The sequence below is a fragment of the Qingshengfaniella alkalisoli genome, assembly GCF_007855645.1.
Taxonomy (GTDB): domain Bacteria; phylum Pseudomonadota; class Alphaproteobacteria; order Rhodobacterales; family Rhodobacteraceae; genus Qingshengfaniella; species Qingshengfaniella alkalisoli.
Map to the genome: position 1 here is coordinate 923,761 of NZ_CP042261.1, position 13,086 is coordinate 936,846.

Consider the following 13,086-nt stretch of genomic DNA (forward strand, 5'->3'; position numbering starts at 1 on the left):
AAAGAGGCATATGCCCTTGTATTGATCATCAACCAGGATAGGTCGAAATCCCCGCTGGCAACAGCGTGAGAGTTCGTGGCTCTCCTAGGACACCATAATCATAAGCCCGAACGATGACCTTGGACAGCCTCCTGCTGCAGCCGGCGCAACTACGCGCCACCTGCCCAAGCTCAATCGGCTTCACACTCAAGATTTTAGCGAAGTTGTTTTCGATCTAAGCATTTGTTCTGAACCGCTCTGCAGGTTAGCAATATGGCGCAATCAAGGAGACCCGAATGCGCGTCAAGTCAGCTATGTCATGGGGGCTAGGTTTTGTCTGGGCGGTAGCCGCGTTGTCGGCAAGTGCCGATGTTACAGTCGCGGTCGCGTCAAATTTCCGCTACCCGGCAGAAGAAATCGCCGCACAGTTCGAGGAAGACACTGGTACCTCAGTAAAACTGGTCTTCGGATCTTCGGGCAAGCATGCTGCGGGGATCATCAATGGCGCGCCGTTCGATGTCTTTCTGTCTGCCGATACATCGCGACCCGACAGGCTTGATTACGAAGGCCTGGTCGAGCGCCGCGCTCCCTACGCGATTGGCCGGATTGCACTTTACGCGCCCGATCAAGTGGACGGAGATTCTGCCCGCGCGCTACTGGAAAGCGGTGAGTTTCGAAAACTTGCCGTCGCAGATGCGCGTCTTGCTCCATACGGCAAGGCGGCGATGCAAGCACTTTCCGCCAAGCAACTTGACATCCCCGCGTCCAAAATCGTCATCGGCGAAAACATCGGGCAAACCTTCGGTTTCGTCTTCTCCGGCAATGCCGAACTTGGAATCGTTGCCCTTAGCCAGATCATGGCGCTGCCCGAAGCCGATCAGCACGGCTTCATGGTGATTGACCCATCTTTGCATGACCCCATCCAACAGGATGCCGTGCTTCTGACGCAGGCCGTTAGCCCTCGGGAGGCGGCCGGGTTCTTCGATTACCTTCTGTCCGATGCGACACTGCCTGTGCTTGAAAAATTCGGCTACACGCAGGCACGCCCGTGAGTATCTGGGAACCTGTCTGGCTGACGTTGCGATTGGCGACGGTCACAACGCTGTGCCTGCTGGTGATCGCAACGCCAACCGCGTGGTGGCTGGCCAGTTCGCGGTCGCGCTGGCGCCCGTTGGTTGAGGCCGTGACGGCTCTTCCGCTGGTGTTGCCGCCCACGGTGCTGGGCTTCTATCTTCTGGTTCTGCTCAGCCCGACCAGTTTCGTCGGTTCGGCGTGGCTTTCGATCACTGGAGGCACGCTGACCTTTTCCTTCACGGGTTTGGTTATCGCTTCAATCGTCTATTCGCTGCCCTTCGCGGTGCAGCCCCTGCACACAGCCTTTCGTGGCGTCGGACAGGGCTTGCGAGAAGCCGCAGCCACACTCGGCGCCGGCCCCTTGGACCGTTTCCGCAGCATAGTCTTGCCGCTGTCACGGCAGGGGTTCCTTGCGGCTGCGGTGTTAAGCTTTGCGCATACACTTGGCGAGTTCGGGGTCGTTCTTATGGTGGGCGGCAACATTCCCGGCGAAACACGGGTTATCGCGGTGGAAATCTATACGGCGGTCGAGACGCTTGATTATCGCACGGCGCATATCCTGTCAGCCGGGTTGCTGCTGGTGTCGCTGACCGTGCTCACTATCGTCTACCGGGTTGTCCCGGGCCAGTCGAAAGGGCGTTAGGATGGCTCGGCTATCGCTCAATGTATCGCTGACGCGCCCGGGATTCGATCTGAAGGTCAGACAAGATTTTCCCGATGAAGGTGTCACCGCCATTACAGGCCCCAGCGGATCAGGAAAGACGACGCTGCTGCGCATCATAGCAGGCTTGGAAGCCAACGCCCAAGGCACGGTGCAACTGGGTGATCAGCTTTGGCAAGGGCAGGGGAACCGAACGCCCATTCACAAGCGTCGCATCGGGATGATGTTTCAGGAACCGCGACTGTTCCCGCATCTGAACGTGGAACAGAACCTGCTTTACGGCGCAGGGCGGGCCGGGATCTCGGTCGATGCCTGCCGTCCTGTGTTCGATGCACTTGGGCTGGCGCCGCTGCTGCCTCGTCGCGTGCAGGGGCTGTCGGGCGGTGAACAACGTCGCGTTGCCTTGGGGCGTGTTCTAGCCACCAAACCATCACTTCTCTGCCTCGACGAGCCGTTGACGGGACTGGACGACGCTACCAAGCATGAGTTGATGCCGTTCATTGCGCGAGCCATCGCTTCGATCCATTGTCCGGCACTCTATGTGACGCATGACATGGATGAGGTACGCGCGCTGGCCGGACAGGTTATCCGCATTAGAGATGGGCGCATTGTTACGCAGCCCGCACCTGTTGAAAACTGCATCGAGCTTTTTGTTCGGCGTGCCGGGAATGGCGAGCTTTGCGCACAGCTTGGCGGTCGGGAACTTCGCCTGCCTGCGGATCATGATGATGCCGGACGACGGCGAATCTATGTGCCGGCTACATCCATCCTGCTGAGCCATGACGAAGTTGCGAACGCCGCGACGCTGGGATCCTTTTCCGCTCGGATTGTTTCCGCGCCTGACGATAACGCCACGGGCAAGGTGCATGTCGAACTGGACGGCCATGTGCTCGCAGTCCGGTTGGGCGACGCCAAGGCATCGGGGCTTGACCTGCGGCCCGGCCGAAAGATCTGGGCCAGCCTTCTATCGGCTGAAGCGATGCCGACACGCTGCGGGAATTAGCGCGAAACAGGCTGGACATCGGGGCCCGCGACAAGGATTCTGTCGTCAGTTCCTTGGCTTCGGAGATTTCTATGCCTGACAGCAGACCTTCATGGCATCACTGGCCCGTCGCGCTGGCCGCGATCCTGTTCTATCTGATCGGAACCTGCGATTTCGCGCTCAACCAGATCGGGCTCGACTTCTACACAAACCGCTTCACGGAAAAGCAGGCGGAGTTCTTGAACACGATGCCCATGTGGCTGACGCTTGTTTGGGCGCTCGGGACCATCGGCGGGTTGACTGGTGCGCTTCTTCTATGGGCACGCAATAGTTTCTCGGTGCTCTGGTTGTTCACAGCCTTTGCAGCGCTTGTCTTGCTGACCGTCTGGACGCTGGCGTTCACTCGCCCGACCTTGCTGGGCGCAATGGGGGTTCTGGGGCTGTATCTTATGGTAACGACCTGCGCCTTGGCCTTTCTTTTCTACGTCTATGCGCGCTGGGAAAGAACCGCACGTAAGCTGAGCTAACGGAATCGTTGCAGGTTCAACTATAGTTCGACCTGCGCGTTTTTTCGCAGGTCGAAATTTTTACATTTGACATCCTCCTTTACCGCTAACATAAATCCCTTGTCCGGCACCTGAGCAGGTGTAGGGCGGAGGAACAGGGAGGTTCATCCACATCATCAGAAAACCCGTTTGGGTGCCGTGCCATGGGCCGGTAGGTGACGTGTGGGTTGCACCTTGACGGAGGCGGTGCCTTGGCTGGCGTATCGAAGCCTCATCGCAACGGAACTCGTGCTCCGCAGGAGGGGCGCAACCTTATCGACAGGGAGAGAAACCATGACCGATTTTTCCTATCAGCTATACAGTTCGCGCAATTTCCCGCCTTTGTCGGATACGCTCGCCATGCTGGCAGGCCTTGGCTACAAGCAGGTTGAGGGCTTCGGCGGGCTGTATGCCAATCTGGACGACCTGGACGCGCTGAAAGAGGATCTGACGGCCAACGATCTGCACATGGCCACGGGCCATGTCGGCCTGGAAATGATGCGCGACGAATCCGCCCGTATTCTGGCAGTGGCCGAAGCGTTGAATATGAAGGCTGTATTCGTGCCGGCGATCGGTCCCGACCAGCGCAGCCAGAAAGCCGCTGACTGGGAAAAGCTGGGCAAGGATCTAGCAGAGATCGGCAAACCGTACTGGGATTCCGGATTAACCTTTGGCTGGCACAACCACGATTTCGAGTTTGCAACTGTAGACAGTGATGACAAGCCGCTTGATCTGATCCTGCAAGGCAGCGACCAACTCGCCCTGGAGCTGGATGTTGCATGGGTCGTGCGTGGTGGCGAAGACCCGCTGAAATGGATCGACAAATATGCTGACCGCATCGTAGCCGCACATCTGAAGGATATCGCGCCGGAAGGTGATTGTACCGACGAAGACGGCTGGGCCGATCTGGGGCAGGGCGTGATGGACTGGAAAACCATTATGGCCACGCTGCGCGAAAAGACAAAGGCACAGTTCTTTGTGATGGAACACGACAATCCCAGCGATCACAAACGGTTTGCGAGCCGTTCGATCGAAGCCGCGAAACAGCTTTAAGAAATAAGGGCAGGGAATTGACAATGAACAAGATTGGCGTTGGAATCATCGGATGCGGCAATATCTCGGCAGCCTATCTTCGCCTGGCTCCGCAATTCAAGGCGTTGGAAATGCGGGCAGTTGCGGATCTGAATATGGACGCAGCGCGCGCTCGGGCGGAGGAATTCGGGGTTCGCGCTGAAACGGTGGATGATCTGCTTGCGGCAGATGACATCGAACTGATCCTGAACCTGACCATTCCGGACGCGCATTTCGCGGTCAGCAAGGCGATTCTGGAAGCCGGAAAACACGCCTATTCCGAAAAGCCGCTGGTTCTGTCGCTTGAAGAAGGCGAAGAACTGCGCGCGTTGGCGGATTCCAAGGGGCTGCGGGTCGGATCGGCCCCGGACACCTGGATGGGTGGCGCGCATCAGGCCGCGCGCGCGGCCATTGATGAAGGCAAGGTCGGCACGGTCACGGCAGGCACAGCTCACGTCATGAGCCACGGCATGGAGCATTGGCATCCCAATCCGGATTTCTTCTTCCTGCCGGGCGGCGGGCCGATGCTGGATCTCGGCCCATATTACATCACGAACCTCGTGCAACTACTTGGTCCAGTGGATAAACTTGCTGCCCTGACAAGCATGGCGGCTGACACGCGCACGATCACTTCCGAGCCGCGCAAGGGCGAGACTGTCCCGGTGAAGACGCCCACAAACATTCACGCGCTTCTTCATTTCAAGAGCGGCGCGACCATCACGGTCTCAACCAGCTGGGACGTCTGGGCGCACCGCCATGGGAACATGGAGCTATACGGCACCGAAGGCACGTTGTTCGTGCCGGACCCCAACTTCTTCGGTGGTAAGGTGGAATATGCAGGTCGTGACGGTCAGATCAGCGAGATGCATCAGCCCGAGCATCCGTTCGGCATCGCCAATGAAGGCGAACGGGCCAATTATCGCACGGCAGGCCTTGCGGACATGGCGCAAGCCATTGTCGAGGATCGGCCACATCGCTGTTCGCTTGAACTGGCGCTGCATGTGGTCGAAGTTATGACGGGTGTTTTGAAATCCGGTGAAAGCGGAGAGTTCGTCAAGATGACGACGACCTGCGAACGCCCGAAAGCCGTGACACCAGACGAAGCCAGCAAGCTGCTGGGCTGACACAAGGAGACGTGATGACCTATCAGCCGGCCGAGAACCGCTATAGCCGTATGCAATATCGCCGCTGCGGAAAATCTGGGCTGAAGTTGCCCGCCATCTCTCTGGGATTGTGGCATAACTTTGGCGAGGATACGCCGCATCAGACCAAGCGGGCGATCTGCCGCGAGGCCTTCGATCAGGGCATCACGCATTTCGATCTGGCGAACAACTATGGTCCGCCGGGTGGCAGCGCGGAAACGGCATTTGGTGAAATACTGAGAACGGACTTCGCCGGCCATCGTGACGAACTGATTATCAGCACCAAGGCGGGCTATCACATGTGGGATGGCCCGTATGGTGAATGGGGCAGCCGAAAGTATCTCATTTCGTCGCTGGATCAATCGCTGCAGCGTATGGGCTTGGACTATGTCGATATCTTCTATTCCCATCGCTTTGATCCCGATACTCCACTGGAAGAAACCATGGGTGCGCTGGATAGCATCGTTCGGCAAGGCAAGGCTCTTTATGCGGGTATCTCGTCATACAACTCGCAGCGCACGCGTGAGGCCGTCGCAATCCTAAAGGATCTGGGCACGCCCTGTCTGATCCACCAACCAAGCTACAACATGTTGAACCGCTGGGTGGAGGAGGACGGTCTGAAAGACACGCTGCAGGAGCTTGGCGTTGGATCCATTGCGTTCACGCCTCTGGCGCAGGGATTGCTGACCAAGAAATATCTTGGCGGCATCCCGGACAGCAGCCGTGCAACACAGGGAAAGTCGCTTAACCCGGAAACGATAACCCCCGAAGTTGTGGCGCATCTGAATGATCTGAACGATCTGGCGCAATCGCGTGGGCAGACATTGGCGCAGATGGCGATTGCCTGGGTGCTGCGCGACGACGGGATCACGTCTGCACTTATCGGCGCGTCCAGGCCGGAACAGGTAACCGACTGTGTCGGCGCAACTGGAAATTTGGATTTTACGTCAGAAGAACGCGCGCTCATCGACAAGGCTTCCGGGCCAGATGGAATAAACCTTTGGGCGCGATCAGCAGAGCGGGCTGGCTGATTATCATTATACAACTTGTGAGCGATACCTGAGCAGCAGTCGCTTTTTTCTCTTATTAGATAGATTATTGTTTTCTAATAGGAGTCGCACTTCATGGTAGCGCGCACCAACTGTGCTCTATAAATATTATAATCTGAATTATGACAAAAATAATAGCCAGTGTTGCGCAATTCTTGGCTTTTTCATTTCAAGGATTACCTTAGGTCCTCTCTTGGCTCGACAGTTTGAAGCGCAAAGGACTATAGTCCAGACGCTCGAGTTGACTCGGTTCCGCCGTGTAGTATTTCGATTGAATGGTATTTAAAGGATCAGTGCATCATGCTGAGCTTCATCGAATATGTGAATGAGGCCCGCTCGATCGAGGAAGTCTGGGTCCGTCATATTGACGAGATGACAAAGTATGGATTCGATCGGCTGCTGTATGGTTTCACTAGGTTTCGCACGGCACATTCGTTTGGTGACCCGCTGGATTGCCTTGTTCTGACCAATCACGACAAAGCCTACACAGATCGGTTCATCAATGACCGTCTGTATAATCATGGCCCGATGACAAAATGGGCTGCGGCAAATACTGGTGCGTGTAGTTGGCGCTGGATATCTGAGCACTCTGATGCTCTGACGCCCAGCGAACGCAAGGTTGTGGATTTCAACCGTCAGATGGGTGTCACAAACGGTTACTCGATCAGCTTCAAAAGCGCATTGGCGCGCCATAAAGGTGCGATCGGACTAACCGCGCGGAAGGATCTTTCACAAGACGATGTGGATGCAATCTGGGAAGAACATGGGCGCATGATTCTGGCGATGAACAACATCATGCACCTTAAGATCATGGACTTGCCCTACTCCAGTTCGTCGCGAGCTCTGACGCCGCGTCAGCGGGAAGCGTTGGAATGGGTCGGGGATGGCAAAACCATGCAGGACATTGCCATTATCATGGGGCTGAAGCCGGCCACCATCGAAAAGCATCTTCGGCTGGCACGCGAAGTTCTGGATGTCGAAACCACGGCACAGGCGGTGATGAAGGCGTCCGTACAGAACCAGATTTTCGTTTTAGAAGCATAGACCTGAATAGATCGACGCCACCGTATAACGTAAGGTCATGTATTCCTTACTACCGTAAGGGAAATTTAACTGGCAATTTCCAGCTGTTCCCGAGCTGGTGACTCTTAGGGGTCAGGGAACGTGTCTCGTGTAGTGCCGCATTATCGGTACGTTGCGGGGCAGTTTCGCTTCCCGTGGGTCGCATTTTCGGCCTTTCGGGAAGCACCCATTTGCGGTTGTCGTCCATCCCCAATCGTGACGATCGCAAATGAAAAGGCGGTGAGGATTTCCGGCCTCACCGCCTTTTTTCTTGTCTTCCGATGCGCGAGCTCCTGCCCGCGCGGAGTTAGCCCTGAGCCGCTTTTGCGACCTCGGCTGCGAAGTCTTCTTCGACCTTCTCGATGCCTTCACCGACTTCGAGGCGAACGAATCCGGTTACTTCAACACCAGCTTCCTTCGCTGCGTCGCCGACAGTCAGGTCGGGGTTGATGACGAAGGATTGGTTCAGAAGCGTCACTTCGGAGAAGTACTTCTTCATGCGGCCTTCGATCATCTTCTCGATGACCTGCTCGGGTTTGCCGGATTCACGGGCCTGCTCGGACAGAACGGCTTTTTCGCGCTCGACAAGTTCCGGATCGATGTCGTTTTCGGAGAGTGAAGCCGGGTTCAGCGCAGCAACATGCATCGCAACCTGACGGCCAAATTCGGCGTTGTCGCCGCTCAGCGCTACCAGAACACCGATCTTGCCCATGTTGTCGGCAGCCGCATTGTGGATGTAAGTTACGACGCTTTGGCCTTCGAGAACGGCCATGCGACGCACAGACATGTTTTCGCCGATCGTCGCGATCTTGTCGGTGATGACGTCATTGACGGTCTTACCACCCAGATCGGCCGATTTCAGCGCTTCGACATCGGAAACGGTCAGCGCAGCGTTCGCAATGCCGGAAACCATGGCCTGGAAGTCAGCATTTTTAGCGACGAAATCGGTTTCGGAGTTCACTTCGACGGCGACGCCTTTGCCGCCTTCGACAGCCACAGCAACAAGACCTTCAGCAGCAGTACGACCGGATTTCTTGGCAGCTTTCGCCAGGCCCTTGGTGCGCAGCCAGTCGATAGCGGCTTCCATGTCGCCATCGTTTTCGGTCAACGCCTTTTTGGCGTCCATCATGCCTGCGCCTGTCTTGTCGCGCAGCTCTTTAACCAGTGCAGCGGTGATTGCCATCTTTGGCTCTCCTGATAATTCGGGTAGATACCTCGCCGCGGAGGAATATCCGCGGCGGGTGTCAATTATGTAACGAAAGCGGGATCAGCTTTCGGCTGTGGCGGTTTCTGCCGCTTCCGTGTTCTCGGCAAGCTCTTCAACAGGAGCTTCTTCAAGATCACCAAGGTCAATACCAGCTGCACCCATTTGAGCGGTCATGCCTTCAAGAGCGGCACGGGAGACCAGGTCACAGTACAGGCTGATCGCACGTGCTGCGTCGTCGTTACCCGGGATGATGTAGTCCACACCATCGGGCGAGCAGTTCGTGTCGACGACAGCGACGACCGGGATGCCCAGCTTCTTGGCTTCGGCAATGGCCAGGTCTTCCTTGTTCACGTCGATGACGAACAGCAGGTCAGGGATGCTGCCCATGTCGCGGATACCGCCCAGCGATGCTTGCAGTTTTGCCTGCTCGCGCTCCATGCCCAGACGCTCTTTCTTGGTCAGGCCTTCGGCGCCGCCTTCCATCTGCTCGTCGATCGCCTTCAGGCGGTTGATCGAGTTGGAAACGGTTTTCCAGTTGGTCAGCGTGCCGCCCAGCCAGCGGTGGTTCATGTAGTACTGCGCACATTTCTCCGCAGCTTCGGCAATCGGCTTCTGAGCCTGACGCTTGGTGCCGACGAACAGGATACGACCGCCTTTTGCCACCGTCTCCTGAATCACGTTCAGGGCCGCGTCCAGCATCGGCACGGTCTGCGTCAGGTCAACGATGTGGATGCCGTTGCGCTCGCCATAGATGAACTCGCCCATGCGGGGGTTCCAGCGCTGCGTTTGGTGACCAAAGTGAACGCCAGCTTCCAGCAGCTGACGCATTGAGAATTCAACCGTCATATCCATTCCTTTCCGGTTTTCGCCTCGACGGGGCGTGAGGGCGAATGCCCAACCGGCGGACCTTTGAGGATGTCTCCCCCATCGGCCCAACCCCGTCTGCGGATTGATGGCGGGCAAATAGACAATTCCGTGGGAATATGCAAGCCCCTACCCTGTTTCGCGGCGTCATCGCGCAACCCCGGATCGGTTTTCCTTGCACTCGGCGTCTCTTAGCGCCAATCAGTCTGCATGAGCAAGCAGCCAGACATTATCTGCATCGGATCGGTCCTTTGGGATCTGATCGGGCGCACCGATATCCCCATGAAAGCCGGTGACGATCAGCCGGGCCGGATTACCCGTCTCGCGGGGGGCGTGGCCCTGAACATCGCACAGACGCTGGTCCGTTTCGCGATGCGCCCGGCGGTATTGACCGTGATCGGCAATGACCGTGAAGGTACCCAGCTTATCGAGGCCTGCGAAGCATTGGGGATCGACACCGCTTTTGCGTTGCGGCGGGACGACCTTCCCACCGACCGCTACATGGCGATCGAAAGTACCGGTGGGCTGGTCGCCGCCATCGCGGACGCGCATTCGCTGGAAGCCGCCGGTGACACCATCCTGCAACCTCTCCGTGACGGTCGCCTTGGCACGCTTGATGCGCCATATTGCGGTCGGGTCGCGCTGGATGGAAACCTGACGCAGGATTTGCTGACACAGATCGCATCTGGCCCGCTTTTCGCAAATGCCGACTTGCGGGTAGCACCGGCCTCAACCGGCAAAGCAATCCGTCTCAAGCCGCTGCTTAAAGCACCAAACGCCACGCTGTATCTGAACCTTGAAGAGGCTGGCATCCTTGCCGGGGCGTCCTTCCAGACCACGGCCGATGCAGCCCGCGCGCTCGTCAATGGCGGGTGTTCGCGCGTGCTCGTGACAAACGGGCCGCATGACACCTCGGACGCCTGCGCCGCTGAAATACATTCCGCTGCTCCGCCCCCTGTCGAGGCACGCCGAATCACTGGCGCCGGCGACACCTTCATGGCCGCACATATCGCCGCCGAATCCGAAGGCCATAACCGCGAATTCGCACTCAACGCAGCCCTTCAGGCCGCTGCCACCTATGTTTCAGGAGTCGACGCATGACGACCGCCCTTCCCCTACAACTCAGCGACGAAGTCAAAGCCGCACTGGAGGCCAACCAGCCCGTGGTCGCGCTTGAGAGCACGATCATCACGCATGGCATGCCCTACCCGCAGAACGTGGAGACGGCGAAGGCCGTAGAGGCGGCGGTGCGCGAAGAAGGCGCTGTCCCGGCCACTATCGCAATCATGGACGGCAATATCTGCGTGGGCCTGTCCGATGAAGACCTCGAGGCGCTCGCGCAGGAAACCGATGTGGCCAAGCTGTCGCGTGCCGATCTGGCCGTTCGCCTTGCCACGGGTGGCGCGGGTGCCACGACCGTTGCAGCAACCATGATCGCCGCCCACCTGGCTGGCATCCACGTCTTCGCAACGGGCGGTATCGGCGGCGTGCACAAGGGCGCAGAAAGCAGCTTCGACATCTCGGCTGATTTGCAGGAATTGTCCCAGACCCCCGTGACGGTTGTATGCGCCGGCGCGAAAGCAATTCTCGACCTGCCGAAAACGTTGGAGGTTCTGGAAACCAACGGCGTTCCGGTCATGACGTTCGGACAGGATGAATTTCCTGCCTTCTGGTCGCGTGAATCGGGTCTGAAGTCTCCTTTGCGCGTCGATGAACCGGCAATCATCGCGAAATCGGCCAGGATGCGTGCGGCACTGAAATTGCCCGGCGGACAGCTTGTCGCCAACCCCATCCCGACGACTGATGAAATCAGCGCCGATGACCTGCGTCCGCATATCGAACAAGCACAGTCCGAGGCAGACGCTAAGAGGATCGCGGCCAAGGATGTTACGCCTTTCCTACTGGATCGTCTGTTCCATCTGACCGAGGGCCGGTCGCTGGAAGCCAATATCGCGCTGGTGCTGAACAACGCACGCCTTGGCGCCCGAATTGCGCGGGAATTCAGCAAGCTGGGATAAAATGAAGCGCGCCTCGTTGATGGCACGTCTCAGCCATTGTGGTTGGTGGGGCTAGGCAATAAGTTGCCGGAAAGCCCTAACGAAGCATATCGCGCAGCATGCCAGAATTACCTGATTTTCAACCACCTGAACGCCGCAAGCCGGGAATGTTCGCCGGTCTTCGCGCGAACTTCCTGACCGGTCTGGTGGTCATCGCGCCTATCGGTCTGACGGCGTGGCTGGTGTGGACCGTCATGGGCTGGGTGGACGGCTTCGTCTTGCCGCTTGTGCCGCAACGCTTCAAACCCGAGCAATATATCGGGATCAACCTGCGCGGCCTGGGTGCCATTGTCTTCTTTCTGTTCACGCTGTTCGTGGGGTGGATTGCCAAGGGACTGATCGGTCGGTCACTGCTTGGCTATGCGGAGCGGCTGGTCGATCAGATGCCCGTTGTGCGGTCGGTCTATAGCGGTCTGAAGCAGATTGCCGAGACCGTATTTGCACAACAGGAAACCAGCTTCGACAAGGCTTGCCTTATCGAGTACCCGCGGAAGGGTATCTGGGCGATCGGTTTCATTTCGACCAATGCCAAGGGCGAGGTGAACACGATCATTCCAGTTGAAGAACAGCTCGTAAGTGTCTTTCTTCCAACGACTCCTAACCCGACATCGGGGTTCCTGCTGTTCGTTCCGCGTTCTGACATCATCGAGCTGAAGATGTCGATCGAAGACGCGGCGAAGTTGGTGATTTCAGCCGGTCTCGTCTACCCGAATCCCAAGGATCCCGCTGCACCACCGCTTGTTGAGAACGCTGAGAAGCCGACCGCCGAATGATGTCGGCAGTCGCGGCTGGCCCCGCAGTGACAGGGCTTGCGACGGGATTTTCCCTGATCCTTGCCATCGGCGCCCAGAACGCTTTCGTCTTGCGTCAAGGATTGCTGCGGTCACATGTCTTCTCGCTGTGCCTCTTCTGCGCCTTGTCCGATGCGTTGTTGATCGCCGGGGGCGTGGCCGGGTTCGGCCTGATAGCCAAGCGGCTGACATGGTTCCCCACCGTGATGTCGCTGGCGGGTGCTGCATTCCTTTTGGTCTATGGCGCGATGAAACTGCGCGAGGCATGGCGCGGCGATTATGCGATGGTCCTGGCCGGTGTATCCCCCACCCTATGGAAGACCATCGCAATTGCCGCAGCGTTCACATGGCTGAACCCGCATGTCTATCTGGACACACTGGGCCTGATCGGTGCCATTTCGACAAGGTATGCTGACACAGCCGACAAGCTACGCTTCGGCGCGGGGGCGGTTACGGCGTCTTTCGTGTTCTTCTTTTCGCTGGGTTATGCGTCGCGGTTTCTCGCGCCAATCATGCAAAGTGCCCAAGCGTGGCGCGTTCTGGATCTGCTGATTGCCGTCGTGATGTGGTCGCTTGCGGTAGCGCTGATTGGCGGTCTTTGA

General features: G+C 57.8%; 14 protein-coding genes. 12 read left to right on the plus strand and 2 right to left on the minus strand.

The annotated features are described in order from the left end of the window. The first annotated feature begins 275 nt into the window (after positions 1-275). The 8 genes from modA (at position 276) to FPZ52_RS04830 (ending at position 7,547) form a co-directional block, all read left to right on the plus strand. The gene (gene modA / locus FPZ52_RS04795) at positions 276-1,031 is read left to right on the plus strand and encodes a molybdate ABC transporter substrate-binding protein (protein WP_146364209.1); all 756 of its coding nucleotides are present in this window, start codon (positions 276-278) and stop codon (positions 1,029-1,031) included. Beyond that, complete coding sequence (gene modB, locus FPZ52_RS04800; RefSeq protein WP_146364211.1) at positions 1,028-1,696, plus strand: molybdate ABC transporter permease subunit; 669 nt, start codon at positions 1,028-1,030, stop codon at positions 1,694-1,696. Before modA ends, modB begins: the two co-directional genes overlap by 4 nt. A 1-nt stretch (position 1,697) precedes the next feature. After that, on the plus strand, positions 1,698-2,717 hold the full coding sequence (locus tag FPZ52_RS04805) for an ATP-binding cassette domain-containing protein (protein ID WP_146364213.1): 1,020 nt from the start codon (positions 1,698-1,700) through the stop codon (positions 2,715-2,717). Positions 2,718-2,788: 71 nt separating this feature from the next. Next, positions 2,789-3,223: a hypothetical protein gene (locus FPZ52_RS04810; RefSeq protein ID WP_146364215.1), complete on the plus strand. Its 435-nt coding sequence runs from the start codon at positions 2,789-2,791 to the stop codon at positions 3,221-3,223. 312 nt (positions 3,224-3,535) lie between these two features. Next, positions 3,536-4,294: a sugar phosphate isomerase/epimerase family protein gene (locus tag FPZ52_RS04815; RefSeq protein WP_146364217.1), complete on the plus strand. Its 759-nt coding sequence runs from the start codon at positions 3,536-3,538 to the stop codon at positions 4,292-4,294. Between the two features lie 23 nt (positions 4,295-4,317). Continuing rightward, entirely contained in the window at positions 4,318-5,436 is a 1,119-nt protein-coding gene (locus FPZ52_RS04820; RefSeq protein WP_146364219.1) for a Gfo/Idh/MocA family protein, read from the plus strand. A 14-nt stretch (positions 5,437-5,450) separates the two neighbouring features. Continuing rightward, on the plus strand, positions 5,451-6,485 hold the full coding sequence (gene mgrA, locus FPZ52_RS04825) for an L-glyceraldehyde 3-phosphate reductase (RefSeq protein WP_146364221.1): 1,035 nt from the start codon (positions 5,451-5,453) through the stop codon (positions 6,483-6,485). Between the two features lie 318 nt (positions 6,486-6,803). Continuing rightward, the gene (locus FPZ52_RS04830; protein WP_146364223.1) at positions 6,804-7,547 is read left to right on the plus strand and encodes a LuxR family transcriptional regulator; all 744 of its coding nucleotides are present in this window, start codon (positions 6,804-6,806) and stop codon (positions 7,545-7,547) included. 325 nt (positions 7,548-7,872) lie between these two features. Here FPZ52_RS04830 and tsf read toward each other — a convergent pair whose 3' ends face one another. Further along, positions 7,873-8,748: a translation elongation factor Ts gene (tsf, locus tag FPZ52_RS04835; RefSeq protein WP_146364225.1), complete on the minus strand. Its 876-nt coding sequence runs from the start codon at positions 8,746-8,748 to the stop codon at positions 7,873-7,875. Between the two features lie 84 nt (positions 8,749-8,832). After that, on the minus strand, positions 8,833-9,624 hold the full coding sequence (gene rpsB / locus FPZ52_RS04840; RefSeq protein ID WP_420851701.1) for a 30S ribosomal protein S2: 792 nt from the start codon (positions 9,622-9,624) through the stop codon (positions 8,833-8,835). A 222-nt stretch (positions 9,625-9,846) separates the two neighbouring features. Here rpsB and FPZ52_RS04845 point away from each other — a divergent pair, with 222 nt between their 5' ends. The 4 genes from FPZ52_RS04845 to FPZ52_RS04860 all read left to right on the plus strand — a co-directional run bounded on the left by FPZ52_RS04845 (position 9,847) and on the right by FPZ52_RS04860 (position 13,086). Beyond that, positions 9,847-10,737, plus strand: a complete 891-nt coding sequence (locus FPZ52_RS04845; protein ID WP_146364229.1) for a PfkB family carbohydrate kinase — start codon at positions 9,847-9,849, stop codon at positions 10,735-10,737. Continuing rightward, positions 10,734-11,654: a pseudouridine-5'-phosphate glycosidase gene (locus tag FPZ52_RS04850; RefSeq protein WP_146364231.1), complete on the plus strand. Its 921-nt coding sequence runs from the start codon at positions 10,734-10,736 to the stop codon at positions 11,652-11,654. Before FPZ52_RS04845 ends, FPZ52_RS04850 begins: the two co-directional genes overlap by 4 nt. A 98-nt stretch (positions 11,655-11,752) precedes the next feature. Further along, the gene (locus FPZ52_RS04855) at positions 11,753-12,466 is read left to right on the plus strand and encodes a DUF502 domain-containing protein (protein ID WP_146364233.1); all 714 of its coding nucleotides are present in this window, start codon (positions 11,753-11,755) and stop codon (positions 12,464-12,466) included. Next, positions 12,463-13,086: a LysE/ArgO family amino acid transporter gene (locus tag FPZ52_RS04860; RefSeq protein WP_146364235.1), complete on the plus strand. Its 624-nt coding sequence runs from the start codon at positions 12,463-12,465 to the stop codon at positions 13,084-13,086. The genes FPZ52_RS04855 and FPZ52_RS04860 overlap by 4 nt, the downstream gene beginning before the upstream one ends.